Here is a 25,533-nt window from a genome sequence, read left to right as displayed (position 1 = left end):
TTCACATCCAACGCGTATCTGGGGAGAACGCAATGAAGACGATGAACACGCAGCGTGGCATGACCCTGACCTCGTTCCTGGCGGTCCTGATCGTGGTCGGTTTCTTCCTTTACATCGGCATGAAGCTGTTCCCGATGTACCAGGAGTATTACGCGGTGCGCTCGGCGATGAAGAGCCTGGCCAACGAGCCGGGTGTGGGCAGCATGGAACCGGCCCGGATCCAGGATCTGTTCTTCAAGCGGCTGTACATCAACTACTCGGAAAACGTGAAGCCGGCCAACGTGAAGTTCGACCGCCGCGACAATGGCTGGACCCTCAAGGTCAACTACGAAGTGCGCCGTCCGCTGGTCGGCAACCTGGACGTGGTTGGCAAATTCGATTCATCCCAGGACCTGACCCGAAGCGGTGCCGAATAAACCTTTCCAACGTGGTGACCTGATCGGTCATCCCTTCCGCGACCCGGCGCTGCTGAAGCAGGCGCTGACGCATCGCAGTGCCGGTGCGCCACACAACGAGCGCCTGGAGTTCCTGGGCGACAGCATCGTCAACATGATGGCGGCCGAGGCGTTGTACCAGCGCTGGCCCAAGGCTGACGAAGGCGCGATGACCCGTGCCCGCGCCGAGCTGGTGCGTGAAGGCGCGCTGGCGGTGATCGGGCGCACCCTGGAACTGGGCGATCGACTGATCCTGGGTCCGGGAGAAATGAAGTCCGGCGGCCACCGTCGTGATTCGATCCTGGCCGACGCGGTGGAAGCCGTGGTGGCTGCGATCTACCTGGATGCCGGCTTCGAGGCCTGCCGGGCGGTGGTACTGCCCTGGTTCAGCGCTTCGATCGAGGCACTGCCGGCCTCCGGCCGGCCCGAGAAGGACCCCAAGACCCGCCTGCAGGAATGGCTGCAGGCCCGACAGAAGGCGTTGCCGCAGTATGAACTGGTGTCAGAATCCGGTGACGACCACGCCAAGCACTTCCGGGTACGCTGCAACGTAGCCGACCCGGCCGCCAGCACCGAGGGCGAAGGCGCCTCGCGGCGGCTTGCCGAACAACAGGCGGCTGCGGCCGTCCTAGAACAACTGGATTCCAAGTGAGCGAACAAACTCCCCATCATTGCGGCAGCGTGGCCGTCATCGGCCGCCCGAACGTGGGCAAGTCGACCCTGACCAATGCCCTGGTCGGCGCCAAGGTCAGCATCGTCTCCAACCGTCCGCAGACCACGCGCCATCGCCTGCTGGGCATCGCCACCTATCCGGAAGGCCAGCTGGTGCTGGTCGACACCCCCGGCCTGCACAAGGTGCAGAAGCGGGCGATGAACCGGGTGATGAACCGCGCCGCGCGTGGCTCGCTGGAAGGCGTCGATGCAGGCCTGCTGGTGATCGAAGCCGGTCGCTGGGATGAAGAGGACAGCCTGGCGTTCAACGTGCTGCGCGACGCCGGCATCCCGGTCGTGCTGGTGGTCAACAAGATCGATCGCCTGAAGGAAAAGGGCGCGCTGCTGCCGTTCCTGCAGCAGGTGACCGAAGGTCGTGATTTCGCCGCCGTGCACCCGATCTCGGCGCAGAAGCGCAACGGCCTGGAAGCGCTGGTGCGCGACGTGCTGAAGCTGCTGCCGGAAGCCCCGCCGATGTTCGGCGAGGACGAGATCACTGATCGCAGCCAGCGTTTCCTGGCCGGTGAACTGGTGCGCGAGCAGTTGATGCGCCAGCTCGGCGAGGAACTGCCGTACGCAACCACCGTCGAGATCGAGCGCTTCACCGAGGATGGCAACCTGCTGCGCATCGGTGCGGTGATCTGGGTCGAGCGCGAGGGCCAGAAGGCCATCGTGATCGGCAAGGGCGGCGCCCGCCTGAAGGAGATCGGCGCCAAGTCCCGCCTGCAGATGGAGCGTCTGTTCGGGGCCAAGGTGTTCCTGGAAACCTGGGTGCGCGTGCGTGAAGGCTGGTCCGACGACGAGGCCGCGCTGAAGGCCTTCGGCTACGAATAAGCCGCGACGGTCGCTTCGATGATGATCGAGGACGACACCGGCTTCGTGCTGCACGCACGGGCCTACCGCGAGACCAGCCTGCTGGTCGAAGTGTTGAGCGCGCAGCATGGCCGTATCGGCCTGCTGGCGCGTGGCGTGTCCACCGCCAAGGGCCAGGTGCTGCGCGCCGCCCTGCAGCCGTTGCAGTGGATCCGCTTCAGTGCCCAGCAGCGGGGTGAACTGGCCCAGCTGCGGGGCGCCGAGGCGCTGGATGCCGCGCCACGCCTGGTCGGCCAGGCGATGTTGGCCGGCTTCTACCTGAGTGAACTGACCCTGCGCCTGGCCCCGCGCCAGGACCCGCTGCCGGAGCTGTACCTCGCCTACGGTGAGGCACGCGCGCGGCTGGCGGTCGGTGCCGGCCTGGCCTGGACCCTGCGCCGTTTCGAGCGCGAACTGCTGTCCGCGCTGGGCCTGGGTTTCGACCTGGACAGTGCCAGTGATGGCCAGCCGATCGACCCGGCGGCGCGCTACGAGCTGGACCCGCAGGAAGGGGCGCAGCGCCTGCTGAGCGAGCGTGGCGGGGAGCGCCGGGCGGCGGCCACTGGCTCGGCGCTGCTGGCCCTTGCGGCCGACGAAGAACCGGATGCGGCCGATCTGGCCAGCCTGCGCCTGCCGATGCGGCGAGTGCTGGCCCATCACCTGGGCGCGCGCGGGCTGAAGTCCTGGGAAATGCTCGAGCAGCTCGCGCCGCGCAGGTAGGGGATGTTCGGCAGGGCTTGCAGCCCTGCACCTGCCGAATCAACGTCAACGGCAAAAGCTGGCTATCCGTGGGTAGGCGGGGTGGGTCCGGTTGCGGGAGACGCCGTAAACCCGTCCCTGGGGGCTTGGCCGCGGCATCCATGCCGCGGACACTCCCGCAACCGGACCCACCCCGCCTTCGACAGTGTTCCGCGAACTGTCGGAACGGCGTGGGGTCGGATCCGTTTTCCGCAGGAAAACGGATCCGACCCCAGATTGATTTCGATATCTGACAGAAATTCATCCACGCATGGCGTGGATCTACCCGATCGCGGAAAACTGTAAGAGGTGGGGCGGTATCGGAGGGCGGGGTGTCAGCCGCATGGATGCGGCTGCCAAGCCCCCAAGGACGGGTTTACGGCGTCCCCGCCCTCCGATACCGCACCGCCAACCCACGGAATGCATGCCGTTGCTGTTGCTGTTGCCTTGGCTTGGCTTGAAGCCTCTGCGGGTGCAGGGCGCAGCCTTGCCGAAAAACCCTCAATGCAGCAGGGCAGCTACCGCGGCGCGGAACCCGTCCTGGGCCTGCCCGGACTCGGGTGCATGATGCAGCTGGCGCACCGCCCGGCCCAACCGTGCCGCCCCCACGAAGCCACAGCTCGCCTGCAACCGGTGCAACTGGCTGCGCAGCTGGCGCTCGTCGTGCTGGTCCACCGCCTGCTCGACCGCGTCGCGCACACCGGGCAACTCGGCCAGGAACAGCTCGCGCAGTGCGATCAGGTGGTTGCGCTGGCCATTGAGCGCGGCCAATGCCGCAGTCTCGTCCCAGTCCTGAACGGCCAGCTCGACCGCGGCCGGGGCCTGTGCCACGAAGATTCCCGCCGGGCTGTTGACCAGCGCACGGCGCACGGCCTTCAGCAGCTGGTCGCGGCCCAGCGGCTTGACCAGGGTGTCGCTGAAACCGGCTTCGCGCAGGCGGGCGTGGATGGAGGTATCGCCGTCGGCCGTATGTGCCAGCGCCGGTGTGTCGGGATGTGAGCGGCGTAGCTCACGCAGCAGTTGCGCGCCATTGCCATCCGGCAGGTTGACGTCGATCAGCCACAGATCATGCGCGCCGGGTTCGGCACTGGCCAGGGCACTGGCCAGCGAATCTGCGGTATCCACATCCGCCGGTAACGTTTCCAACGCCGCCTTGAAAAAACCGCGGCTGATGATGTCGTCCTCGACAAGCAGGAAGCGGGGCCGTGCGGCCCGCGGGGTCATCTGCATCAGGGCTGCCTCCATGTCAGCTGGCCCAATCATCAAGCACGACGGCCACGGGCGCAAGCGGGTCCAGGCCCCGTCGGTCAGGATCTGCGACAATACGCCCCCATTTTTGCCCGCAGCCTGTTGCCACGTGGCCCGATCCCGTTCCCGCACTGACCGTACCCCATTCCAGACCGAGATCCTCGACCTCAGCCATGATGGTCGCGGTGTCGCCCGCCGTGAAGGCGAGGGCGGCAAGGTCACCTTCGTCAGCGGCGCGCTGCCCGGCGAGGTGGTGATGGCTGAACAGACTGCCCGCAGCCGCCATTTCGACGAGGCGCGCACCCTGGAGGTGCTGCAGGCCTCGTCGCAGCGGGTGACCCCCAAGTGCCCCCATTTCGGCACCTGCGCCGGCTGCGTGCTGCAGCACCTGGACAAAGACCAGCAGATCGTGGCCAAGCAGCGCGTGCTGATGGACAACCTGGAGCGGATCGGCCATGTGAAGCCGGGCACCGTGCTCGCGCCGCTGGTCGGCGAGAGCTGGGGCTACCGCCGCAAGGGCCGTTTCTCGGTGCGCCGGGTCGAAAAGAAGGACAAGACCCTGGTCGGCTTCCGTGAACAGGATCCGCGCTTCGTTGCCGACCTCAGCCAGTGCCTGACCGTGATCCCCGAGATTGGTACCAAGGTCGAGGCGCTGTCCACCTTCATCGAGTCACTCGATGGCAAGCGTGACATCCCGCAGATCGAATTCATCGCCGGTGACCAGGCCGTGGTCCTGACCGTTCGCCATCTGCAGCCGCTCAGCGATGCCGACCGCGCGGCCTGGGCGGCCTTCGGCCAGCAGCATGGCTTCGTGATCTACCTGCAGTCCGGCGGCGTGGATACCGTGCAGCCGCTGGACGGGCAGGGTGTGCCGCTGTCGTTCCGTCTGGCGCCGTGGGATGTCGAGCTGGCGTTCCGCCCGCTGGACTTCATCCAGGTCAATGCCAAGCTCAACGAGAAGATGATCGCCCACGCCCTGGACCTGCTGGAACCGGGTGAGGACGAGCGTGTACTGGACCTGTTCTGCGGCCTGGGCAACTTCACCCTGCCGCTGGCGCGCCGCGTGCGCGAGGTGGTTGGCGTGGAAGGCGATGCCGGCCTGGTGGCGCGTGCGCGTGAGAACGCCGAGCGCAACGGCCTGGCCAACGCGCAGTTCTTCAGCGCCGACCTGACCCAGGACCAGCGCAGCACCCCGTGGATGCGCCAGGGCTTTGACAAGCTGCTGCTGGACCCGCCGCGCTCGGGTGCGATCGAAGTGCTGCAGCAGCTGCCGCTGAAGCAGTTCAAGCGCATTGTCTACGTCAGCTGCCACCCGGGCTCGCTGGCGCGCGATGCCGGCTATCTGGTCAACGAACAGGGCTTCACCCTGGTCAGCGCCGGTGCCATGGACATGTTCCCGCATACCGCGCACGTGGAAAGCATCGCGGTGTTCGAGAAGCGCTGACAGGTTGTCATCACCCATCGCGCATAATGGCGCGATGGGCATCGAAATCGAACGCAAATTCCTCGTCAGCAGTGATGGCTGGCGCACCGCCGCGCATCGGGTGATCCCGATGGCGCAGGGCTACATCAACGACATGGGCGCGCTCGACCGCGGCACCCAGAACGCCTCGGTGCGCGTGCGCATCGAAGGCGACCACGCCGCGCTGAACCTGAAGTCGCGCACCATCGGCCATACCCGCCAGGAGTTCGACTACCCGATCCCGGTGGAGGATGCGCGCGCCCTGTTGGCGCTGTGCGTCGGTGGCCTGATCGACAAGCGCCGCCACCTGGTCGAACACGCCGGCCTGACCTGGGAGGTGGACGAGTTCCTCGGCGACAACGCCGGCCTGGTCGTGGCCGAAGTCGAGCTGGACAGCGCCGACCAGGCGATCGACCTGCCGGACTGGGTGGGTGCCGAAGTCACCGACGACGCGCGCTACTACAACGTCGCACTGGCCAGCCATCCCTATTCACAGTGGTGAAGCCCCCAAAAAAGGGGACGGAGGGGATTAAGTCGTCTTTACCCCAGCTGTGCTGGAAACGACTTAATCCCCTCCGTCCCCTTTTTTCGAGGGAGGCGGGCCCCATGTGGTGGGGATGAGAATCGACATCTACTCCGACGTGGTCTGCCCCTGGTGCTGGATCGGCAAGCATCGCTTCCAGCAGGGTGTGCAGTTGCTCGGCGCCAATGCGCCTGAACTCGATATCCACTGGCAGCCGTTCCAGCTGGACCCGGACGCGGACGCCACCCCGGTGCCGCTGCGCGAGGCCTATGTGCGCAAGTTCGGTGGCGTCGAGCGCACCGAGCAGATCCTCGGCCAGACCCAGACCACCGCGCGGGCCGAGGGCCTGCCGATGGATTTCAGCCAGGGCCAGGTGCGGGTGACCACGCTGCCGGCGCATCGGGTGTTGTGGCTGGCCGGCCAGCACGGCGTGCAGGATGCGGTCGGCGAAGCACTTTTCCGTGCCCACTTCGAGCATGGCCAGAATCTGGCCGATACTGCAGTGCTGGTGAAGGCCGGCGTGGCTGGCGGCCTGGACGGTGCTGAAATCGCGCAGATGCTGGGCTCCGACCGCGGCCTGGCCGAGGTCGAAGCCAGGCTGGCGCAGGCCCATGCACTGGGCATTTCCTCGGTGCCGACTTTCGTCATCGATGGGAAGTGGGCCATTTCCGGGGCCCAGCCGCCAGAGGCCTTCGCCAACGCCCTTCGCCAGATCGCAGCCGAACAGGGCGCCCCGGCAGCTTCGGCTGACGGCGACGAGGCCTGCGGCCCGGACGGCTGCAAGGTCTGAGCAGACCGGGGGCAGCCCCCCGCGGGAATCCGACCCCGGGGTCAGATCCCCGCAGGGGCTCTGACCCCACACTCCCCTTCGTCTGACCCCTGCGCCTGTCGGCCGGTTCTGCGACAATGCGGCACTGCGCCATGCGGGCGCGCGTTGTGGAGATCGACCATGCTGCTGATCGGCGTTGCCGGCACCGAACTGACCGCCCAGGAACGTGACTGGCTGCAGCACGACGCCGTGGCCGGGGTGGTGCTGTTCAAGCGCAACTTCGCCTCGCGCCAGCAGGTGACCGATCTGAGTGCGGCGATCCGTGCCGCCGCCCCGCGCCCGCAGCTGATCTGCGTGGACCAGGAAGGCGGCCGTGTGCAGCGTTTCCGCGAGGGCTACAGCGCGCTGCCGCCGCTGCAGGACATCGGCGCGCTGTACGCCGCCGACCCGCAGCAGGCGCTGGCCCTGGCCGAGCAGCATGCCTGGCTGATGGCCAGCGAAGTACGTGCCAGCGGCCTCGACCTGAGTTTCGCGCCGGTGGTCGACCTCGGCCGCGGCAACCGCGCCATCGGCAACCGTGCCTTCAGTGAAGACCCGCAGGTGGTGGCCGCGTTCACCGCCGCCTATGTGCGCGGCATGCATGCGGTCGGCATGGCCGCCACGCTCAAGCATTTCCCCGGCCACGGCACCGTGCTGGAAGACACCCACGTCGATACCGCGATCGACCCGCGCGCGCTGGACGAACTGCGTGGGCAGGACCTGGTGCCGTTCCAGGCCGGCATCGCCGCCGGTGCCGATGCGGTGATGATGGCGCACGTGATCTATCCGCAGGTGGCGCCGGAGCCGGCCGGCTATTCCCCGCGCTGGATCCAGGACATCCTGCGTGGCGAGCTCGGCTTCCGTGGCGTGGTGTTCTCCGATGACATCGGCATGGCCGCCTCGCACAGCGCCGGTGGCGTGCCGGCACGCGTGCACGCGCATCTGGATGCGGGCTGCGACGTAGTGCTGGTCTGCCACCCGGAACTGGTCGATGAAGCCCTGCACGCGGTGCAGGGACGCTCCCTCAATACTGCTGCGCTGCTGGGCCTGCTTGGCCGCGGCGCGCTCGGCTGGGACGGCCTGCTGGCCGACGCCCGCCATGGCGACACCCAATCCCGTCTGCTTGAAACCCTTGGAAGAACCGTCTGATGCCCAACCTCACCATTTCCCAGGCCCTGGCCCAGGCTGACCTGCTGGTCGACCGCCCCACCATCGACAAGGCCATCGCTGGTATCGCCGACGCCATCGCGCGCGATTACAAGGGCGAGGTGCCGCTGTTCCTGTCCATCATGCATGGTGCGCTGCCGTTCGCCGGCCAGCTGGCGCTGGAACTGGGCGCGCGCGGCCAGGACGTGCAGTTCGATTACCTGCACGCGACCCGCTACCGTGGTGAAACCACCGGCGGAGACCTGGTCTGGAAGCACAAGCCGGCCACCTCGCTGTTCGGCCGCCGCGTGCTGCTGATCGACGACATCCTCGACGAGGGCTACACCCTGCAGGGCGTCCGCACCTGGTGCCTGGAGCAGGGCGCGACCGACGTGCGCATCGCCGCGATGACCGTGAAGAAGCACGACCGCGCACTGCCGGACGTGACCGCCGACTACGCCGGCATCGAGCTGCCGGACCGCTACGTGTTCGGCTTCGGCATGGACGTCAACGAGACCCTGCGCTGCGTGCCGGCGATCTACGCAATGAAGGAGTAACGGCGCAGCTGCCTGCGGCGCGTCTTCTTCCACCGCCGGCATCCTCGGGTGCCGGCGTTCGTCTTTCCATGGAGTGCTTTGAATGCAACAGATCGCCCTGGCCGTGATCGGCGGTACCGGTGTCTACAACCTGGCCAAGCTCGACGACGTGCAGACCCACGAGGTCGACACCCGCTTTGGCCGCCCGTCCGGCCCGGTGCGCGTGGGCACGCTGCTCGGCCATCGCGTGGCGTTCCTGGCGCGGCATGGCGAGGGGCACTCACTGCCGCCGCACAAGATCAACTACCGCGCCAACCTGGCCGCACTGCAGCAGCTGGGCGCGCAGCGCGTGCTGGCATTGAACACGGTGGGTGGCATCACCGAAGACTTCGGTCCGCGCGTGCTGGCCTGCCCGGACCAGATCATCGACTACACCTGGGGCCGCATCAGCACGATCTGTGAAGAAGAAGGCACCGACGTGGTCCACGTCGATTTCGGCCACCCCTATACGCCGATGCTGCGCAGCAAGATCCTGGCGGCAGCGAAAGTGACCGGCGTCACGGTCCATGACGGTGGCTGCTATGGCGCGACGCAGGGTCCGCGCCTGGAGACCATCGCCGAGATCGCCCGCATGCGCCGTGACGGCTGCGACCTGGTAGGCATGACCGGCATGCCGGAGGCCGCGCTGGCACGCGAGCTGGGGCTGGATTACGCCTGCCTGGCAATCATCGCCAACTGGGCCGCCGGCTGCGGTGATGGCGAGGAGATTACGATGGCCGAAGTACTGGCGAACGTGCAGGCGGCCAGCAACGGACTTCCGGAACTGGTGGGCGAATTGGCGCGGGGGTGATTGTCTTCCCCGAGCAAGCTTTGCATACTCAGCTTGTGCGCGGGTTCAGCGTACACCACCCATTCATTGCATAAGGTCTCGCATCACCATGCCGAACGGTACCGTCAAGTGGTTCAACGACGCCAAGGGATTTGGCTTCATCTCGCCGGAGGATGGCAGCGCCGACGTGTTCGCGCACTTCTCCGCCATCAACTCCAAGGGCTTCCGCAGCCTGCAGGAAGGCCAGCGTGTCACCTATGACGTGACCCAGGGCCCGAAGGGTGCCCAGGCTTCGAACATCACGCCGGCCGAGTGATCCACTCGACAGTGCGTTGAAAACCCCGCTTCGGCGGGGTTTTTTTTGCGTCGCGACGGGCATTGCGGCGCTGTGGACAGGGTTCCAGGTGGCCATCCGGATTTGCGCTCGGGCACAATGCGCCGATGAAGGAACGACTGCGCATCGCCGTGATCGGCTACGGCACCGCTGGACAGGCATTGTCCATCCTGCTCTCTCGTGATGGTCACGAGGTGGAGATCTTCGAACGCGTGCCCTCGCCGGGGCCGGTTGGCGCCGGCTTCCTGCTGCAGCCCAGCGGCCTGCAGGTGCTGTGGCAGATGGGCCTGCTTGATGCCGTGCGCGCGCATGCGGCGCCGGTGCACCGTCTGTATGGCGATACGCCGTGCGAGCGCACGGTGATGGACATGCGCTATGACGGCCTGGACGCGCGCCTGCACGGCCTCGGCATGCAGCGTGGGGCGCTGTTCTCGCTGCTGGACGGGGCGCGTGCGGGCGCGGGCCAGCTGCATGCCGGCGTCACCATCGCCGCAGTGGATGCCGCACAGGGCCGCCTGCATGACAGTGAGGGCCGCATGCATGGGCCGTTCGACCTGGTGGTGGCCGCCGATGGTGCGGCTTCGACGCTGCGCGGCTCGATCGAAGGCGGCACCGGGCTGGACCGCGTGTATCCCTGGGGCGCACTGTGGTGCCTGCTGCCGGCCGAGGACTGGCCGCACCTGGAGGAGCTGCGGCAGCGCTACGTGGCCGCGCGCAAGATGATCGGGCTGCTGCCGGTCGGTACGCGGCCAGGTGATGACACGCCGCGCCTGAGCTTCTTCTGGAGCCTGCCACGCGCCGACTTCGAACGATGGCAGGCCGATGGCATGACGCCCTGGCTGGACGAGCTGCACGCGCTGTGGCCGCAGGCCAGCGCGCGCTTTGCGCATCTGCATGATGCCGGCCAGCTGGCGCGCGCGGTCTACCGTGACGCCGTGATGACGCGCTGGCATTGCGGCCGCATGGTGCTGGCCGGCGATGCCGCACATGCGATGAGCCCGCAGCTGGGGCAGGGCGTGAACATGGCGCTGCTCGATGCGCTGGCATTGCGCGATGCCGTGCGCGCACATGGCGGGGGAGGCGCTGCATTGCAGGCCTACCAGGCGCAGCGCAGGGCGCACGTTGCGGTCTACCAGCGCTGGAGCCGTTGGCTGACGCCGCTGTTCCAGTCTGATCGCGATGCCTGGGCAAAGGCGCGCGACGTGCTGCTCGGGCCGATGGGGCGCCTGCCGGGTGGGCGTGGCCACATGCTGCGCGTGCTCAGCGGTACGCAGCATGGCTGGTTCGGTTCGCTTGCGCTGGATCCGGCATTTGTCGACGCGTTGGCTGCAGGGGTGCAGATGCCTGGCATCGGCGCGATCACTGCGAATGCGTGAAGCGCGCTGTCACGCGAATTAACGGTTGCCTCACCGTGTATATGCGAGAAGTAGGTTGCACGCGATTGCGCGTCACCCGTTTTCCTTTCCGTGATTGACATCGCGCGTGGCCCGGGCGGCGTTGCCGTTGCGGCCTGTCGCGGCCCGGACGTGCCGCCTGTTGTTGAAGAGGAGGACGCCATGTGGTTCGCGGTAGAGGAGCTGGAATCGGAAATCTGCAAGCTGCGCGGACTGTTGCAGATGCTGCACGAGGACCAGCCCGACGTACTGGAGGACGTGTTCGAATTCCATGTGGGCAGCTTGATCAGTCATGCATCGCCGGAGCACCACGGACGCATCCGCGCCTGCGCACAGGAGATGCTGGCGGCAATCCAGGCCTTGCCGCGGCGACGTGAAGTTGACACGCCTGAGTTCCAGTTGATGCCGCAGCTGGACATTCGTCCGGCCTGATTCAAGCCACTGGCAGTTCCACCAGGCCGTTTTCCACGCAGGCGATCATCTGTTCGCCGCTGGCGGGAGCAGGCACGATTCCGGCGGTGAACGCGGAAAAGGCCGGCAGGACCGTCATCCGCTCGCGCAGCCAGAAGGCCGGGAAGCGCCGGCGCAATGCGGGCAGTGCGACCTGCGGATGCAGGTGGCCTGCGACCACGTGCCACGCCGGGTCTGCGCACGGTTCATGGCGCAGCAGGAACGGCGCCAGCCGCACCTCCTCGTGGATCTGCACCTGCAGCTGGGCATGCGGTAGCTGCCGGTCATGATTTCCGCGCAGGACATGCACGTCCAGTGCGGTGTTGCGTTCGCGCCAGCCGAGCCATTGCTGGTACCAGGCGGCGCGATGCGCCGGCCCATGCAGGATGTCGCCCAGGATCCACAGCTCGCGGCAGGCGTGCCTGTCCAGCAGACCCTGCAGGCGTTGCAGGTCTTCGCTGGTTCCGCCGCTGGGCAGCGCGATGCCGGCGCGGCGGAACACATCGGCCTTGCCCAGGTGCAGGTCCGCGATCAGCAGCGCCTGCCGCGCCGGCCAGTAGAGTGCGCGTGCGCCCGCCAGGGTCACCGGTTCGCCGGCAAGCAGCAGCGGTATTTCATCGGCCATGGCGACGTTCCAGCTGCTGGGCCGCGCGTTGCACGCGGGTACGCCAGTCCTCGTTGCTGAACTGTCCGCGCAGGCGTTCGGCCCACAGTGGAAAGCCCAGGGGCGTCAGCGATGCAGGGCGCTGCATCGACATGCGTCGCGCGCCGATCCGGACCAGCACCTGGCGTAGCCCCGGCAGGTCAAGGCTGTCATGCAGCACTTCGCGTTCGGCCAGCGCCAGCAGCAGGTGCTCGGGGTCATGCTCGCGCAATACGTCATACAGCAGGCCCGCCGAGGCCTGCAGCTGGCGCAGCGATCGCGGCATGCCCCCCGGCAGGCTGGGTACCAGCAGGCCTGCGACGCGCGCGATGCCACGGAACTGGCGCCGCGCAAGCTCGCCCAGGTTCACCGCCGCACGCAGATCGTCCAGCAGTTGATCGGTGGTGAACAACGCATGCCATTGCGCCGCGTCCAGGTCGATCGCCTGCGCCGGTGCCAGCACCAGGCCGTGATCATTCACGGCATAGCCGATGCTGTTGCGTTGCTGGCGGGTGCAGCGCAGTGCCAACAGGGCGGCCAGCGCCTCGTGCACGTGGCGTCCGGCGAAGGGATAGACGAAGAGGAACTGGCCTTCGCGGCGGCGTACGTCCTCCAGCAGCACGTGGTCCGGGCCGGGAAGCGCCGACACCTGCTGCTGAAGTGCCAGCAGCGGTGCCAGCCAGCGCGCTTCCGCACTGTCGTCGGCGCCTGACAGCACCGACTCCAGTTCGCCGCCGAGTGCCATCGACAGCGGCAGCTGGCCTCCCTGCCAGCGGGGCACGACACCTTCACCGCGCCCTCGTGCCAGCCGCACGAAGGCGGTCATGTCGCGCAGCTGCACCAGCTCCAGCAGGCGCCCGGCGAACTGGAAGCGGTCTCCGCGGCGCAGGCGGCTGGCGAACTGTTCCTCCACGGCGCCGAGGCCGGCCCCGCGCAGGAACTGCACGCGCACGCTGCCATCGCTGCTGATGGTGCCGATCGACAGCCGGTGGCGTAGTGCCTGGCGCCGGTCGTGCATCCGGTAGCGGCCATCGGCGTCCTGCACGACCTTGTGGAAGTCAGGGTACTGGGCCAGGGCCTGGCCCCCCTGCACGATGAAAGTCAGCACGGCCTGCCACTGGTCCTCGGCCAGGGATGCGAACGCATGGGTGCGCCGGACCTGCGCCAGCAGCGCATCACCGTGGAAGCCACCGGCCAGGGCACGGCTGACCGCATGCTGGGCCAGAACGTCCAGCGACAGCATCGGCGGCCTGCGTGCTTCGACCACGCCTTCGGCCAGTGCGCGACGCACGGCTGCGTACTCGGCCAGTTCCAGCGCATGGCTGGGCACGCACAGGATCGCGCCACTGGCACCGGGACGATGGCGCGCACGTCCGGCGCGCTGGCGCAGGCGGGCGACGCCCTTCGGGCTGCCCAGCTGCAGTACCTGTTCGACCTCGGGAAAGTCCACGCCGAGGTCGAGGCTGGAGGTGGCGACCACGCAGCGCAGCGTTCCTGCACGCAGCCCGTCCTCCACCTGCTGGCGCAGCGCCGGATCCAGCGAACCGTGGTGCAGCGCAAGCGTGTCGTGTTCCTCGGGCCAAACCGACGCCAGCGCCTGATGCCACAGTTCTGCCTGTGCACGGGTGTTGGTGAAGAGCAGGCTGCTGCGTGCCTGCATCAATGCGTCCAGCACCCGCGGCAGTTGGGCCAGGCCCAGGTGCCCGGCCCAGGGAAAGCGTTCACCGGGTTCGGGCAGCAGGCTGCGCACCGTGGTCGCACGCGGGCGCACGCCCTGCACGATCGGCGCGTCGGGCTGTCCGGGCAGCAGCACGTCGCGCGCCTCATCCAGATTGCCCAGCGTGGCCGACAGCCCCCACAGCTGCAATGCAGGCGCGGCATCGCGCAGCACGGCCAGATTCAACTGCAGCAGGACACCGCGCTTGTTGCCCAGCAGTTCGTGCCATTCGTCCACCACCACGCAGCGCAGCTGGCGCATGCGCGGCTGCGTATCCGGATAGCTCAACAGCAGCGCCAGCGATTCCGGCGTCGTGACCAGTACGTCGATGCGGCCCTCGCGTGCCTGTCGTCGTTCGCGGTTGCTGGCGTCACCGCTGCGCAGGCCGACACGCCATCCAAGCTGCAACCCATCGACCACGGCCTGCAGCGCACGCGCGGTGTCGCTGGCCAACGCGCGCAAGGGCGTCACCCACAGCACCTGCAGCGGGCGTACCGCACTGGCGCGGCGGGGCGAAGGCGGTGGGTCGATCATGGCCTGCAGCAGCGGTCCCCCGAACATCGCCAGTGTCTTGCCGCTGCCTGTGGGCGTGTGCAGCAACCCGGATCCGCCGGCGAGATAGTGCCGCCACATCGCGCGCTGGAACGGCAACGAGCGCCAGCCTTTCGACGCGAACCAGTCTTCCAGCCGGCGTAGTGCCTGGCTGCGGTTCATCGCGCCAGCGCCTGCAGGGTAGCCAGCTGATCGGCCTCGCTGGCTGGCTTGTCGTGGCGCCAGCGCAGGATGCGTGGAAAGCGTACGGCGATACCGGACTTGTGCCGGCTGCTGCGGTTGACCGCCTCGAAGCCCAGTTCGAAGACGTGTTCGGGGCGTACGCTGCGCACCGGGCCAAAGCGCTCGCGGGTATTGGCGCGGATCCAGCGATCAAGCGCGAGGATCTCCTTGTCATCCAGGCCCGAATAGGCCTTGGCCACCGGTACCAGCGTGTCGCCGTCCCAGACGCCGAAGGTGTAGTCGGTGTACAACGTGCTGCGCCGCCCATGGCCTGCCTGCGCGTACAGGAGCACTGCATCGATGGTGAGCGGATCGACCTTCCATTTCCACCAGTCACCGCGGCGTCGCCCGGCCTGGTAGGGCGAGGCACGACGTTTCAGCATCAGCCCTTCCACGCCACGTTCGCGTGCCACATCGCGCATCGCCGCCGCCTGCGGCCAGTCTTCGGCGGCAACGTCGGGTGAGAGCTGGATCCGTGCATCACCCAGGGCACCGACGACGTCGGCAAGCCGTGCACGCCGTTCCCGCAACGGCAACTCACGCAGGTCCGCGCCATCGTGTTCCAGCAGGTCATAGGCGAGCACGCGCACCGGCGTGTTGCGCAGGGTAGCCGCACCGGGCTTGCGGCGCTGGATGCGGGTCTGCAGCGCGGTGAATGCACGCGGCAGGTCCGTGGCTTCGTCCCACGCCAGCAGCTCTCCGTCCAGCACGCAGCCATCGGGAAGCGCCATCGCCGCCTGTTCGATTTCGGGGAAGCGACCATCCAGCCGCTCTTCGCCGCGTGACCACAATGCGACCTCGCCGCGCCGGCGCAGCAGCTGCAGGCGGATGCCATCCCACTTCCATTCCAGCAGCCAATCTTCGATGGGGCCGAGGCGTTCGGCAGGATCGCCTTCCAGTGGCGAGGCGAGGAAGAACGGGTAGGGTTGCTGCCGGTCCAGTGGCAGCTCATCCGGCGACAGCAGCTGGCCCAGCAGTGCGGGCGAGGGCACCCACTCGCCAAGCATGCGCTGGGCGATGCGCGCGATGTCCAGGCCGGACCACTCCGCCAGTGCCTGCTGCACCAGCCGCTGCGAGACGCCGACGCGCAGGGCGCCGGTCAGCAGCTTGTTGAACACCAGGCGTTCGCTGCTGCACAGCTGCTGCCAGCCCGCGACGACCGCCGCACGGCGTACCGCTTCGGGCTGGTTGGCCACCGCCAGCAGATGCTGTTCGATCCAATCCGCCAACGCACGGTCGGCGGCCGGCTGGGATGGATCATCCAGCAGCAGGGTCAACGTTTCGGCCAGGTCACCGACCTGCGCATAGCTGTCTTCCACCAGCCATGGCGGCAAGCCGGATTCTTCGGCAATCCAGGCGCGCAGTTCGCCACTGGCGGCGATCTTGCGGCGTGCGCCGCCCACCTTGCCACCGCTGAGCAGGTACAGCGCCCACGCCGCATCGTGCGCGCCTGCCTGGCGGAAGTAATCGATCAATGCCGCACGCTTGTCCAGCGTGGCGGTGCTGCGGTCCAGGCGCTGGTAGAGCGCCGCGAAGGCCTTCATTCCTCGCTCCCGAAATCGGTACGGAAGGCTTCAGCCGCTACGCCGCGCTCGCGCAGGAAGGGAATCAACGCATCGGTATTGCCATGGGTGGCGATCACCCGCTGCGCGCCGGTCTGTTCGATGGTCTGCAGCAGTGCGGGCCAATCGGCGTGATCGGAAATGACGAAGCCACGATCGACGTTGCGGCGACGCCGGTTGCCGCGCAGCTGCATCCAGCCCGAGGCGAAGCCCAGCTGGTAGCGGCCGAAGCGGCGCATCCACGGCGTGCCGGCGGCCGAGGGCGGGGCGAGGATCAACTGGCCGGCGGCATCCGGCTGGCGACCCTGCTCGGCCACCGCCAGCGTCTCCAGCATTGGCACGTTGGCCTGCCGATACACCTCCACACCATTGGCGATGGCACCGTGCAGCCAGGCCGGGCGATCGTCCAGCGGCAGCAGTTCGGCCAGTACCCGTTGCGCCTTGCCCAGTGCATAGCACAGCAGGATGGCAGCTTCGCCGCGCTGTTCGCATTCGCGGCGCCACGCCACGATCTCCGCAGCGACGGTGGGCGTGTCCGGCCAACGATAGATCGGCAGGGCAAAGGTGGCCTCGGTGATGAAGGTATCGCAGGGCACCACTTCGAACGGCGCACAGGTTGGATCAGGCTGGCGCTTGTAGTCGCCGGACGCCACCCAGACCTGCTGCCCGTCGTCGATGCGCACCTGCGAAGATCCCAGTACATGGCCGGCGGGATGCAGCGATACCTGCACCCGGCCCAGGCGGAACGGCACGCCCTCGGCATGCGCCTGCACCGGCACATCGCCCAGGCGCCAGCGCAGGATCGGCAGGCTGCCGTCGCTGCAGTGGTATTCGCCCATGCCCGGGCGTGCGTGATCGCCGTGGCCATGGGTGATGACCGCGCGCGGGACCGGTCGCCAGGGATCGATGTGGAAATCACCGGCGGCGCAGTACAGCCCTTCGGGGCGCAGGACCACCAGATCGTCATTGACTGCCATGCGGTCACTGTGGCCGGCCGCTCGTGCACAGGGTGAGAATCGGCCTGAACACGGGCTTGGCAGGCGATGCGGCACAATCGAACCGCAGATCTCTTGCCGCCAGGACGGACCGGATGAGTGGACCCAGCTTCAGCAGCAATGCGCCCTACGAAACCCATGTGGTGCTGAACCAGCCGCCGTCGTTCGCGGGGCGCCAGTTGTGGACCGATGACGTGGCGCTGATGGAGGCGGTGCAGCGCGAAGGCGCTGGCGGCTTTGCGCCGCGGCTGGCGGTCTATGGCGCGCTGGCGGGTGACGAACTGTACCGGCTCGGCTTCGATGCCAACCGCGATCGGCCGCGCCTGCGCACGCATGATGCGCAGGGCCATCGCATCGATACGGTGGAGTTCCATCCGGCCTATCACCAGTTGATGGGCACAGCGAAATCGCACGGGGTCGCCGGGTTGTCCTGGCACGAGCCGCAACCGGGCGGGCATGTCGCGCGCGCGGTGTTGAGCTACCTGCACCACCAGGCCGAGGCTGGCACCAGTTGCCCGTTGACGATGACCCATGCGGCAGTTGCAGTGCTGCACACGCAGCCGCACCTGGCCGAGTGGGCGCGCAAGGCCGCAGCGCCGGTCTATGACCCGCGCGATGTACCGGTGGCGGACAAGGCCGGCATCACGCTGGGCATGGGCATGACCGAGAAGCAGGGAGGCTCGGATGTGCGTGCCAACAGCACGCGCGCTGAACCGATCGATGGCGAGCGCTATCGCCTGGTCGGTCACAAGTGGTTCTTTTCCGCACCGATGTGCGATGGCTTCCTGGTGCTGGCGCAGGCGCCGGGAGGACTGACCTGCCTGCTGATGCCGCGCCGGCTGGCCGACGGCGACCGCAACGCATTCCGGTTGATGCGCTTGAAGGACAAGCTTGGCGATTGGGCCAATGCCTCCAGCGAAGTCGAGTTCTGCGGGGCACAGGCGTGGCGCGTGGGCGAGGAGGGGCGGGGCGTGGCCACCATCATCGGCATGGTGATGATGACCCGCCTGGACTGCATGCTGGGCGCGGCGGCGGAAATGCGCATGGCGCTGGCGCAGGCGCTGCATCACGCACGTCATCGCCGCACGTTCGGCAAGCTGCTGGTCGAGCACCCGTTGATGACCAATGTGCTGGCCGACCTGGCACTGGAGTCGGAAGCGGCCACAGTGCTGTCGATGCGCATCGCGCGTGCGGTGGACCGGGCCGGCGTGGATGCCAACGAAGCCGCGTTGGCGCGTGTGGGGACGGCGCTGGGCAAGTACTGGTTGTGCAAGCGCGCGCCGGCCTTCGTCAATGAAGCACAGGAATGCCTGGGCGGCGCGGGCTATGTGGAGGAATCGATGCTGCCGCGGCTGTACCGGCAGGCACCGTTGAATTCGATCTGGGAAGGAAGCGGCAACATCCAGTGTCTGGACGTGCTGCGCGCGCTGGCGCGCGAACCGGAGGCGCTGGCGGCGCTGCGCGCTGAACTGGCGGCGGTGGCCGATCGTGATGCGCGCTACGCAGCGGCTTTGCAGCGGTGGGCAGCAGCACCGCCACCGGATGAGTCGCAGGCGCGGCTGTTCTGCGAGCGCACAGTGCTGTTGTTGCAGGCCGCGCTGCTGTTGCGTGCGCAAAGTCCGATGGCAGAGGCATTCGTGCGCAGCCGGCTGCAAGCGGAGCATGGGCTGGTGTTCGGGACCCTGCCGACGGGCGTGGATCTGTCGGCGATGCTGGTGCGCGCGCTGCCGTAGGAGCGCCCACCACGGAATCAACGGAAAAAACGCAAAGCGAAAAGCAGAAAAGCCGCGGCAGTGCCGCGGCTTTTCCTGTAGCGCCGGGCCCATGCCTGGCTGCCGGTACGCCTCAGTGCTTGGCTTCTTCCTTGGCGGCGTTCGCCTTCGCGTCATTGGCGACATCGCGGGCCTTGTCGGCCACCTTCTGTGCGGCGTTGGCAGTCGCGTCGCCGGCGTGTGCGGCGGCGTCGGTTGCGGCGTCCTTGGCCTTGTCGGCAGCGTTGGCGGTGGCGTCTGCAGCCTTGTCCAGCGCCTGCTGGGTATCGGCGGCGGCCTGCTCGGAGGCTGCAGCGGTCTTGTCGGCGGCGTCACGGGTAGCTTCTGCCGCCTTGTCGACGGCATCGCGGGCAGCCGCGCCGGCGCTGTCAGCGGCCTGCTGCGCGTCCTGCTTGGCCTGTTCGGCTTCCGGGCCCTTGCAGGCGGCCAGGGCCAGCAGCAGGGAGGCGGCCAGCAGGGTGGTGGTGATCGGGCGAATCTTCATGGCGGTCTCCGGTACTGCAATGGATGGGGACGCCAGCCTATTCATGCCGTTGTGAAGGCGGGGTCGCGATGCCCGCGCCGCGAGGTGGCAGTGGCGCAAAGAAAAAGCCGCTGGCGAACCAGCGGCTTTTCCGGAACAGCGTGAAGAAAGAAGTTATTACTTCTTGGCTTCTTCAGCAGCGTCCTTGGCCTGCTCAGCGGTAGCTTCGGCAGCCTTGGCAGCGTCCTTGGCTTCGCCAGCAGCAGCGTCGGTCGCGGCAGCAGCGGTGTTGGCAGCAGCGTCGGTCGCAGCGTCAGCAGCGGTGGCGGCGGTGTTGGCAGCCTGCTGGGCAGCGTCGGCGGTCTGGGCGCCGGCAGCGGCGGCCTGGTCGGCAGCAGCCTGGGCTTCGGTGGCGGCTTCGTTGGCCGAAGCAGCGGCGTCCTGGGCAGCTTCCTGCTTCGAGCAGGCGGCCAGGGCCAGAGCCAGGGACATCGCGACCAGCAGCTTGTTGATGCTCATTGTGTAAATCCTCGTCGTTAGAATTAGGCAACGCGCATGCTGCGCGCCGACAACATGATGACAAGCCAAGATTGGGTGTCAAGCGATCCCGCATTCATTTTTGCGAAATCATCGTTAAATCTTTTTAAATCAATTCGATGGCGATTGCCGTTGCTTCGCCGCCACCGATGCACAGGGTGGCAATGCCGCGCTTGCCACCGCGCGTGCGCAGGGCGTTGACCAGGGTCACCACCAGGCGTGCACCGGAGGCACCGATGGGATGACCCAGCGCGCAGGCACCGCCATTCACGTTCAGCTTGTCGTGCGGGATGCCCAGCTCACGCATCGGCGCCATTGCCACCACGGCAAAGGCCTCGTTGATCTCGAACAGGTCGATCTGGTCCAGCGACCAGCCGGTCTTGGTCAGCAGCGTGTGGATCGCGCCGATCGGGGCGGTGGTGAACCACTCCGGTTCCTGCGAATGGGTGGCGTGGCCGACGATGCGGGCCAGCGGAGTGATGCCACGGGCGGCCGCGTCTTCCTCGGTCAGCAGGACCACCGCGGCGGCGCCGTCGGAGATGCTGGAGGAACTGGCGGCGGTGACGCTGCCGTCCTTCTTGAAGGCCGGACGCAGGGTCGGGATCTTGGCGATATCCGAGCGCCCCGGCTGCTCGTCGGTGGCGACCTCGACGTCACCCTTGCGGGTGGCTACCTTCACCGCGACGATCTCGTCGGCGAACGCACCGTTGGCCTGTGCGGCCTGCGCGCGCTTGACCGATTCGATCGCGTAGGCGTCCTGCTCCTCGCGGCTGAACTGGTACTTGTCCACGGCGCATTCGGCGAATTCGCCCATGGCCTTGCCGTCATAGGCGTTGACCAGGCCGTCGTGGGCCATGTGGTCGACCGCCTGGAAGTTGCCGAAGCGGTTGCCGGTACGCGAGTTCGGCAGCAGGTGCGGGGCGTTGGACATCGATTCCATGCCACCGGCGACCACGATGCTGGCCGAACCGGCCTTGATCAGGTCATGGCCGAGCATGATGGTCTTCATGCCCGAGCCGCACACCTTGTTGAGGGTGGTGGCGCCGGTCGACAGCGGAATGCCGGCGGCGATCGCCGCCTGGCGGGCGGGCGCCTGGCCGAGGTTGGCCGGCAGCACGCAGCCCATGAGGACCTCGGAGACGTCGCTGGCCGGTACGCCCGACTGTTCCAGGGCGGCAGCGATGGCGGCCGCGCCGAGGGTGGGGGTCGGCACGCCGTTGAACTGGCCGAGGAAGGAGCCGATGGCGGTGCGCTTGGCGGCGGCGATGACGATGTTGGACATGGCAATCTCGTTGATGCGTAAGCAATGTTCGGAAAGGAGACCGCGGACGTTGGAAGCGCCCCGGTTTCCCGGCAGACTGCGTGGGGGTCGGCCCAAGTATAGAGGGTCGGGGAGGGCCGCCGCTGGGCGGCACCGCACGCCTGCCGGGATGTAGGCAGGTCAACGTTCATGGGAAGGAATCGATGGAACGCACGACGATGGTTAGGTCCGCGCTGGCAACGGCGCTGGCGATGGCAATGACGGCATGTGGCGGCGGCGGAGGCGGCGGCAATGTCCGCATCGATCCCCCTCCGACCACCCCCACACCCCCAACGACGCCCCCTCCGACGGCACCGCCTCCGGCCAAGCCGCAGGAACCGGCCTTCGACGCGCACCTGTCAGTGACCAATGCGCGTGCCGCACAGGCCGTCGGCCTGACCGGGCAGGGCGTGCGCATCGGCATCGTCGACTCGGGCGTGCAGCGCAACGCAGCGGCATTGAACGGGCGGGTGGTGGGCAACCTCAACTACATTGATCCGGCGCGCAACAACCTGCTGGTGGACGACGTGGTGGGCCACGGCACGGCGGTAGCCAGCCTGGCCGCCGGCGCGCCGGTGGGAACCTGGCCGGGCGGCATCGCCCCCGGTGCGCAGATCGTTTCGGCGCGGATCATCGCCGACAAGCCGCCGGTCGATGACGGCAGCGGCAAGGGCAATTCCTTCAGCGGTCCGCTGGGCGTGGCGCAGGTCCACCAGGACCTGATCAGCTACAACGTGAAGGTGATGAACAACTCGTGGGGCGGCCTGTACTGGACCGACCTGCCGACCACCGCGCAGGTGGCGGCCGAGTACCGTCCGTTCGTCATCAACCATGGCGGCCTGGTGGTGTTCGCGGCCGGCAACGATGCGCGCACCGAACCGAGCAGCCTGGCCGCCCTGCCCAGCCAGCTGGGCGTTGCCGGCTCGCTGCCGGCGGCCGACCTGGAGCGCGGTTGGCTGGTGGCGACCGCAGTGGATCCCTATGCACCGGGCACGCTGGCCAGCTACGCCAATGCCTGCGGGCAGGCGGCGCGCTATTGCCTGGCGGCGCCGGGCAGCGCGGTCTATCCCGATGCCAATGGCAGCACCTACTACTGGAACTACGGGACGTCCTTCGCCGCCCCGTTGATCTCCGGCGCCGCCGCGCTGGTCTGGCAGCGCTACCCGTACTTCGACAACAACCTGGTGCGGCAGACCCTGCTGGGCACGGCCAAGGACATCGGCGCGCCCGGCGTGGATGCGGTGTTCGGCTACGGCCTGCTCGACATCTCGCGGGCGATCAAGGGCCCGGGCCGCTTCGACTGGGGTGATGTGGTGGCCAATGTCGATGCGCCATCGAGCGGCTCGCTGTGGAGCAACGACATCGTCGGCAGCGGCGGCCTGGTCAAGCAGGGCGGGGGCACCCTGGTGCTCGCAGGCAACAACAGCTACAGCGGCGCCACCCGCATCGAACGCGGCATCCTGTCGCTGCAGAACGGCGGTGTCATCCGTTCCAACGTGACCATCCTCGGCCAGCCCGACCCGGATTCGACCGGCCTGCAGTTCAATGGCGGCACGCCGCGCGTGATCGGCAACGTGGTCAACGGCAGCAGCGTGTTCCTGACCACCGGCAGCACCACCGGCACCATCGAGGGCAACTACACGCAGCAGGCGGGTGGCCAGTTGATGATCGCGCTCGGTGCCAATGCGCTGCAGGTGACCGGCACGGCCTCGATCAATGGTGGCGTGCGCGTGCATGGCTTCGTCTCCGGCTACGTGCCGCAGAACGGCAGCCGCCAGGACCTGGTCCATGCGGCCGGTGGCCTGAGCGGCACCTTCAGCAGCCCGGCCTCCTCCAGCGGCCTGCAGGGCCTGTCGCTGCTGCAGAGCAGCTATGGCTATGACAGCAACACTGCCTGGTTGAACCTGACCCAGGTGAGCGTGACGGCGGCGGCGACCGGGCTCGCGGCCTCGGCGCAGTCCGCGGCGCAACGACTGGAAGGTGCGTTCAGCGCACTCGATGGCAGTCCTGCGCTGCAGGGCTCGGCCTTCGGCACGGCGGCCGGTGCGCTGCAGTGGACCGGCGGTGGCAGCGAGGGCCTGGCAGCCAGCCTGCAGAGCCTGTCCGGGCAGGCGCATGCGCGGGCCGAGTCGGCCACCTTCGACAGCATCGACATGTCGCGCCGTGCGATCGCCGAGCGCTTCGATCGCGTGCAGGCGGCGCCGCGCCTGCGCGGGGCCTGGCAGAGCGCGCTCGGTGAGGCCGGGCAGGGCAGTTTTGCCGGCAATGCCGCCGACAGCCGTGGCTGGATGGCCGGCCAGGACCTGCCGCTGGGCAGCAATGGGCTGATGGGCGTGGCCTTTGGCGAGACCCGCAGCAATGGTGGCAGCAGCTTCGGCGGCGATCGTGGGCGTGATCGCCAGGCGCAGGCACAGTTGTACGCCGGTTGGAACCTGGGCCGGGGCTATGCGCTGGCGCAGGTCGGCAGCGGCCAGTTCACCCGTGCGCTGGATCGCCAGTTGCTGCTGGGCGCCGGTGCCTATGGTGTTTCCGCACGTTACGGCGGACGCTTCAGCAGTGCCAGCGTCGAAGGCGGCTATCGTTTTGGCCGCGCGGGCGCGTCGTTGACACCGTATCTGGGTGCCAGCACCACGCGCGTGGATACCGATGCCTTCAATGAGCTGGGTGGTTTCGGCTTCGGCCTGCGTGGCGACGCCAACCGCGTGCAGCGCAGCCAGATGCTGGCCGGTATCCGCGGCGAGCGCGGCTGGGGGCGCTGGACGCTGCGCGGGCACGCCGAGTGGCAGCAACGGCTCGACGGTGCCGATGCGGACTGGCAGGCCAGCTTCGTTGGTGTCGATGCCTGGGCACCCCTGGCGGGATGGGACGCACCGCGTGGCAGTGCGCTGTTCGGCGTGGCGCTGGAGTCGTGGTGGGGCCGCAATGGCCACCTGAGCCTGGGCTTCGACCAGCGCGTCGGTGGCGAGGGCGCGCGCCAGGCGGCGCTGCGCTACAGCACCGGGTTCTGAGCGGGAGGTCGCGCCGGGACGTCAGCTCCGGCGCGACATCGGCAGGCTCAGCCGCCGCGCAGGTTGCCCAGGCGCGGGGTGCTGCGGCCCAGCGGCATCTTCAGCTTGCCGATCGACAGGATGCGGCTTTCGGCGATGCGGTCGGCCGCACGCTGCGGCGCGATGTTCTCGCGCTGCGACAGTTCGAAGATGCGGGTGAGGTTGTGATAGATGCTGCGGATCAGGCGCATGGCGCGTTCGCGGTTGTAGCCATCGATCTCCAGCGACACGTTCATCACGCCGCCAGCGTTGACCGCATAGTCCGGCGCATACAGGATGCCGCGCGCGTGCAGTTCATCGCCGATTTCCAGGCTCGACAGCTGGTTGTTGGCGGTACCGCAGATGATCTTGGCCTTGATTCGCGGCAGGGTGTCGGCGTTGATGGCGCCTTCCAGCGCGCACGGTGCGAACACGTCGGCGTTCACTTCGTGGATCTCGTCGGGCTTGACCGCTTCGGCGCCGAAATCGCTGACCGCGCGATCAACCAGTGCGCTGTCCAGGTCGGTGACATACAGCTTGGCACCGCGGTCGCGCAGCAGTTTCACCAGCTCCATGCCGATGTGGCCCAGGCCCTGCACCGCGATGCTGGTCTTGCCCACTTCCTCGTGGCCGAACTTGAAGCGCATCGCCGCCATCAGCGCCTGCAGCGCACCGTAGGCGGTGAACGGGGCCGGATCGCCGGAGCCGCCATGGACCTGGTGCACGCCGGTCACGAACTGGCTCTCCAGGTAGATGTTCTCCATGTCGTTGACGTCGGTGCCGACGTCTTCGGCGGTGATGTAGCGGCCGCCCAGCGAGTCGACGTAACGGCCGAAGGCGCGGAACAGCACCTCGGTCTTGTCCACCTTCGGGTCGCCGATGATCACCGCCTTGCCGCCACCGACGTTGAGGCCGGCCAGCGCATTCTTGTAGGTCATCGTCCGGCTCAGCCGCAGCACGTCGGCCAGTGCCTCGTCGGTGCTGGCGTAGGGGCGCATGCGCACGCCGCCCAGGGCCGGGCCCAGGGTGGTGTTGTGAATGGCGATGATCGCCTTCAGGCCGGCATCGTGGTTGTGGCAGAACACCACTTGTTCGTGGCCGGTGGTGGCGAGGGTTTCGAATAGCATGGCGTCTCCGATGGCGCGAACAGCGGCGAACTGCAGCGAACGGCCAGTGAACGGTAGGGTCCCAAAACAAAAAAAGCGACGTCGTCATGGCTGGGGGACGGGTCGCGCGGCGCCATTCTAGTCCATTCGCCCGGCCGTTGCCGTCGACGTCG

24 protein-coding genes are annotated in these 25,533 nt (G+C 67.8%); 15 read left to right on the top strand and 9 right to left on the bottom strand.

The features are described from left to right. The first annotated feature begins 32 nt into the window (after positions 1-32). The 4 genes from AC5P98_RS14540 to recO are packed head-to-tail and all read left to right on the top strand — an operon-like array spanning position 33 to position 2,717. Positions 33-416, top strand: coding sequence for a DUF4845 domain-containing protein (locus AC5P98_RS14540; RefSeq protein ID WP_014647998.1), 384 nt, complete (start codon positions 33-35; stop codon positions 414-416). Beyond that, positions 406-1,086, top strand: coding sequence for a ribonuclease III (rnc, locus tag AC5P98_RS14535; protein ID WP_046431951.1), 681 nt, complete (start codon positions 406-408; stop codon positions 1,084-1,086). Before AC5P98_RS14540 ends, rnc begins: the two co-directional genes overlap by 11 nt. Further along, positions 1,083-1,979 carry a GTPase Era gene (gene era / locus AC5P98_RS14530; RefSeq protein WP_005410599.1) on the top strand — a complete coding sequence of 299 codons (897 nt, stop codon included), beginning with the start codon at positions 1,083-1,085 and terminating at the stop codon, positions 1,977-1,979. Before rnc ends, era begins: the two co-directional genes overlap by 4 nt. Positions 1,980-1,997: 18 nt before the next feature. Beyond that, positions 1,998-2,717, top strand: coding sequence for a DNA repair protein RecO (recO, locus tag AC5P98_RS14525; protein WP_049418795.1), 720 nt, complete (start codon positions 1,998-2,000; stop codon positions 2,715-2,717). 519 nt (positions 2,718-3,236) lie between these two features. On the opposite strand, the gene AC5P98_RS14520 is transcribed toward recO, so the two are convergent. Then, positions 3,237-3,965: a response regulator gene (locus AC5P98_RS14520; RefSeq protein WP_014647994.1), complete on the bottom strand. Its 729-nt coding sequence runs from the start codon at positions 3,963-3,965 to the stop codon at positions 3,237-3,239. A 127-nt stretch (positions 3,966-4,092) separates the two neighbouring features. On the opposite strand from AC5P98_RS14520, the gene rlmD reads away from it, so the two are divergent. From rlmD to AC5P98_RS14475, 9 genes are all read left to right on the top strand, one after another. Then, on the top strand, positions 4,093-5,427 hold the full coding sequence (gene rlmD / locus AC5P98_RS14515; RefSeq protein WP_049404724.1) for a 23S rRNA (uracil(1939)-C(5))-methyltransferase RlmD: 1,335 nt from the start codon (positions 4,093-4,095) through the stop codon (positions 5,425-5,427). 34 nt (positions 5,428-5,461) lie between these two features. Continuing rightward, positions 5,462-5,947 (top strand): CYTH domain-containing protein, encoded by a 486-nt coding sequence (locus AC5P98_RS14510; RefSeq protein ID WP_042359274.1) that lies wholly within the window; start codon positions 5,462-5,464, stop codon positions 5,945-5,947. A gap of 115 nt (positions 5,948-6,062) precedes the next feature. After that, positions 6,063-6,758, top strand: a complete 696-nt coding sequence (locus tag AC5P98_RS14505) for a DsbA family oxidoreductase (RefSeq protein WP_014647991.1) — start codon at positions 6,063-6,065, stop codon at positions 6,756-6,758. A gap of 159 nt (positions 6,759-6,917) precedes the next feature. Further along, positions 6,918-7,925, top strand: a complete 1,008-nt coding sequence (gene nagZ, locus AC5P98_RS14500; RefSeq protein WP_049404721.1) for a beta-N-acetylhexosaminidase — start codon at positions 6,918-6,920, stop codon at positions 7,923-7,925. After that, a complete protein-coding gene (locus tag AC5P98_RS14495) occupies positions 7,925-8,479 on the top strand; it encodes a hypoxanthine-guanine phosphoribosyltransferase (RefSeq protein WP_014038078.1) in 555 nt (184 codons plus the stop codon). The genes nagZ and AC5P98_RS14495 overlap by 1 nt, the downstream gene beginning before the upstream one ends. A gap of 82 nt (positions 8,480-8,561) precedes the next feature. Next, positions 8,562-9,308, top strand: a complete 747-nt coding sequence (locus AC5P98_RS14490) for an S-methyl-5'-thioinosine phosphorylase (RefSeq protein ID WP_006461208.1) — start codon at positions 8,562-8,564, stop codon at positions 9,306-9,308. A gap of 88 nt (positions 9,309-9,396) precedes the next feature. Further along, positions 9,397-9,603 (top strand): cold-shock protein, encoded by a 207-nt coding sequence (locus tag AC5P98_RS14485; protein WP_005410590.1) that lies wholly within the window; start codon positions 9,397-9,399, stop codon positions 9,601-9,603. Between the two features lie 125 nt (positions 9,604-9,728). Next, the gene (locus AC5P98_RS14480) at positions 9,729-10,997 is read left to right on the top strand and encodes an FAD-dependent oxidoreductase (RefSeq protein ID WP_049404717.1); all 1,269 of its coding nucleotides are present in this window, start codon (positions 9,729-9,731) and stop codon (positions 10,995-10,997) included. 180 nt (positions 10,998-11,177) lie between these two features. Continuing rightward, on the top strand, positions 11,178-11,447 hold the full coding sequence (locus AC5P98_RS14475; protein WP_014647988.1) for a hypothetical protein: 270 nt from the start codon (positions 11,178-11,180) through the stop codon (positions 11,445-11,447). Position 11,448: 1 nt separating this feature from the next. Here the strand turns inward: AC5P98_RS14475 and pdeM are convergent, their stop codons facing one another. The 4 genes from pdeM to AC5P98_RS14455 are packed head-to-tail and all read right to left on the bottom strand — an operon-like array spanning position 11,449 to position 17,138. After that, on the bottom strand, positions 11,449-12,090 hold the full coding sequence (pdeM, locus tag AC5P98_RS14470) for a ligase-associated DNA damage response endonuclease PdeM (protein ID WP_049404716.1): 642 nt from the start codon (positions 12,088-12,090) through the stop codon (positions 11,449-11,451). Continuing rightward, entirely contained in the window at positions 12,080-14,539 is a 2,460-nt protein-coding gene (locus AC5P98_RS14465) for a ligase-associated DNA damage response DEXH box helicase (protein ID WP_099476106.1), read from the bottom strand. Before AC5P98_RS14465 ends, pdeM begins: the two co-directional genes overlap by 11 nt. Continuing rightward, positions 14,536-16,143, bottom strand: a complete 1,608-nt coding sequence (locus AC5P98_RS14460) for an ATP-dependent DNA ligase (protein ID WP_046431931.1) — start codon at positions 16,141-16,143, stop codon at positions 14,536-14,538. Before AC5P98_RS14460 ends, AC5P98_RS14465 begins: the two co-directional genes overlap by 4 nt. After that, a complete protein-coding gene (locus AC5P98_RS14455; RefSeq protein ID WP_046431930.1) occupies positions 16,140-17,138 on the bottom strand; it encodes a ligase-associated DNA damage response exonuclease in 999 nt (332 codons plus the stop codon). The genes AC5P98_RS14460 and AC5P98_RS14455 overlap by 4 nt, the downstream gene beginning before the upstream one ends. Positions 17,139-17,251: 113 nt before the next feature. Here AC5P98_RS14455 and AC5P98_RS14450 point away from each other — a divergent pair, with 113 nt between their 5' ends. After that, a complete protein-coding gene (locus AC5P98_RS14450; RefSeq protein ID WP_046431928.1) occupies positions 17,252-18,889 on the top strand; it encodes an acyl-CoA dehydrogenase family protein in 1,638 nt (545 codons plus the stop codon). A 112-nt stretch (positions 18,890-19,001) separates the two neighbouring features. On the opposite strand, the gene AC5P98_RS14445 is transcribed toward AC5P98_RS14450, so the two are convergent. The 3 genes from AC5P98_RS14445 to AC5P98_RS14435 all read right to left on the bottom strand — a co-directional run bounded on the left by AC5P98_RS14445 (position 19,002) and on the right by AC5P98_RS14435 (position 21,210). Then, positions 19,002-19,412, bottom strand: a complete 411-nt coding sequence (locus AC5P98_RS14445) for a hypothetical protein (protein WP_049404709.1) — start codon at positions 19,410-19,412, stop codon at positions 19,002-19,004. Between the two features lie 156 nt (positions 19,413-19,568). After that, positions 19,569-19,910, bottom strand: a complete 342-nt coding sequence (locus AC5P98_RS14440) for a hypothetical protein (RefSeq protein ID WP_005418203.1) — start codon at positions 19,908-19,910, stop codon at positions 19,569-19,571. Between the two features lie 124 nt (positions 19,911-20,034). Beyond that, on the bottom strand, positions 20,035-21,210 hold the full coding sequence (locus AC5P98_RS14435) for a thiolase family protein (protein WP_049404704.1): 1,176 nt from the start codon (positions 21,208-21,210) through the stop codon (positions 20,035-20,037). Positions 21,211-21,392: 182 nt separating this feature from the next. Between AC5P98_RS14435 and AC5P98_RS14430 the strand changes: the two genes are divergently transcribed. After that, positions 21,393-24,236 carry a S8 family serine peptidase gene (locus AC5P98_RS14430; RefSeq protein ID WP_495230073.1) on the top strand — a complete coding sequence of 948 codons (2,844 nt, stop codon included), beginning with the start codon at positions 21,393-21,395 and terminating at the stop codon, positions 24,234-24,236. Between the two features lie 47 nt (positions 24,237-24,283). On the opposite strand, the gene AC5P98_RS14425 is transcribed toward AC5P98_RS14430, so the two are convergent. Further along, positions 24,284-25,381, bottom strand: a complete 1,098-nt coding sequence (locus tag AC5P98_RS14425) for a Glu/Leu/Phe/Val dehydrogenase dimerization domain-containing protein (protein ID WP_008264553.1) — start codon at positions 25,379-25,381, stop codon at positions 24,284-24,286. Positions 25,382-25,533 lie beyond the last annotated feature (152 nt).

This window comes from Stenotrophomonas sp. YJH_SMC_135, from assembly GCF_059372355.1.
This window is presented reverse-complemented; position numbering and strand designations above follow the sequence as displayed.

Coding starts and splice junctions, on each gene's coding strand:
- nagZ (WP_049404721.1), top strand. CDS start 6,918: ATGCTGCTGATCGGCGTTGCCGGCACCGAACTGACCGCCCAGGAACGT.
- AC5P98_RS14435 (WP_049404704.1), bottom strand. CDS start 21,210: ATGTCCAACATCGTCATCGCCGCCGCCAAGCGCACCGCCATCGGCTCC.
- AC5P98_RS14425 (WP_008264553.1), bottom strand. CDS start 25,381: ATGCTATTCGAAACCCTCGCCACCACCGGCCACGAACAAGTGGTGTTC.
- AC5P98_RS14440 (WP_005418203.1), bottom strand. CDS start 19,910: ATGAGCATCAACAAGCTGCTGGTCGCGATGTCCCTGGCTCTGGCCCTG.
- AC5P98_RS14480 (WP_049404717.1), top strand. CDS start 9,729: ATGAAGGAACGACTGCGCATCGCCGTGATCGGCTACGGCACCGCTGGA.
- AC5P98_RS14475 (WP_014647988.1), top strand. CDS start 11,178: ATGTGGTTCGCGGTAGAGGAGCTGGAATCGGAAATCTGCAAGCTGCGC.
- AC5P98_RS14540 (WP_014647998.1), top strand. CDS start 33: ATGAAGACGATGAACACGCAGCGTGGCATGACCCTGACCTCGTTCCTG.
- AC5P98_RS14450 (WP_046431928.1), top strand. CDS start 17,252: ATGAGTGGACCCAGCTTCAGCAGCAATGCGCCCTACGAAACCCATGTG.
- AC5P98_RS14520 (WP_014647994.1), bottom strand. CDS start 3,965: ATGCAGATGACCCCGCGGGCCGCACGGCCCCGCTTCCTGCTTGTCGAG.
- AC5P98_RS14490 (WP_006461208.1), top strand. CDS start 8,562: ATGCAACAGATCGCCCTGGCCGTGATCGGCGGTACCGGTGTCTACAAC.
- AC5P98_RS14445 (WP_049404709.1), bottom strand. CDS start 19,412: ATGAAGATTCGCCCGATCACCACCACCCTGCTGGCCGCCTCCCTGCTG.
- AC5P98_RS14465 (WP_099476106.1), bottom strand. CDS start 14,539: ATGAACCGCAGCCAGGCACTACGCCGGCTGGAAGACTGGTTCGCGTCG.
- AC5P98_RS14505 (WP_014647991.1), top strand. CDS start 6,063: ATGAGAATCGACATCTACTCCGACGTGGTCTGCCCCTGGTGCTGGATC.
- AC5P98_RS14455 (WP_046431930.1), bottom strand. CDS start 17,138: ATGGCAGTCAATGACGATCTGGTGGTCCTGCGCCCCGAAGGGCTGTAC.
- AC5P98_RS14485 (WP_005410590.1), top strand. CDS start 9,397: ATGCCGAACGGTACCGTCAAGTGGTTCAACGACGCCAAGGGATTTGGC.
- AC5P98_RS14430 (WP_495230073.1), top strand. CDS start 21,393: ATGGAACGCACGACGATGGTTAGGTCCGCGCTGGCAACGGCGCTGGCG.
- recO (WP_049418795.1), top strand. CDS start 1,998: ATGATGATCGAGGACGACACCGGCTTCGTGCTGCACGCACGGGCCTAC.
- pdeM (WP_049404716.1), bottom strand. CDS start 12,090: ATGGCCGATGAAATACCGCTGCTGCTTGCCGGCGAACCGGTGACCCTG.
- AC5P98_RS14460 (WP_046431931.1), bottom strand. CDS start 16,143: ATGAAGGCCTTCGCGGCGCTCTACCAGCGCCTGGACCGCAGCACCGCC.
- AC5P98_RS14495 (WP_014038078.1), top strand. CDS start 7,925: ATGCCCAACCTCACCATTTCCCAGGCCCTGGCCCAGGCTGACCTGCTG.
- AC5P98_RS14510 (WP_042359274.1), top strand. CDS start 5,462: ATGGGCATCGAAATCGAACGCAAATTCCTCGTCAGCAGTGATGGCTGG.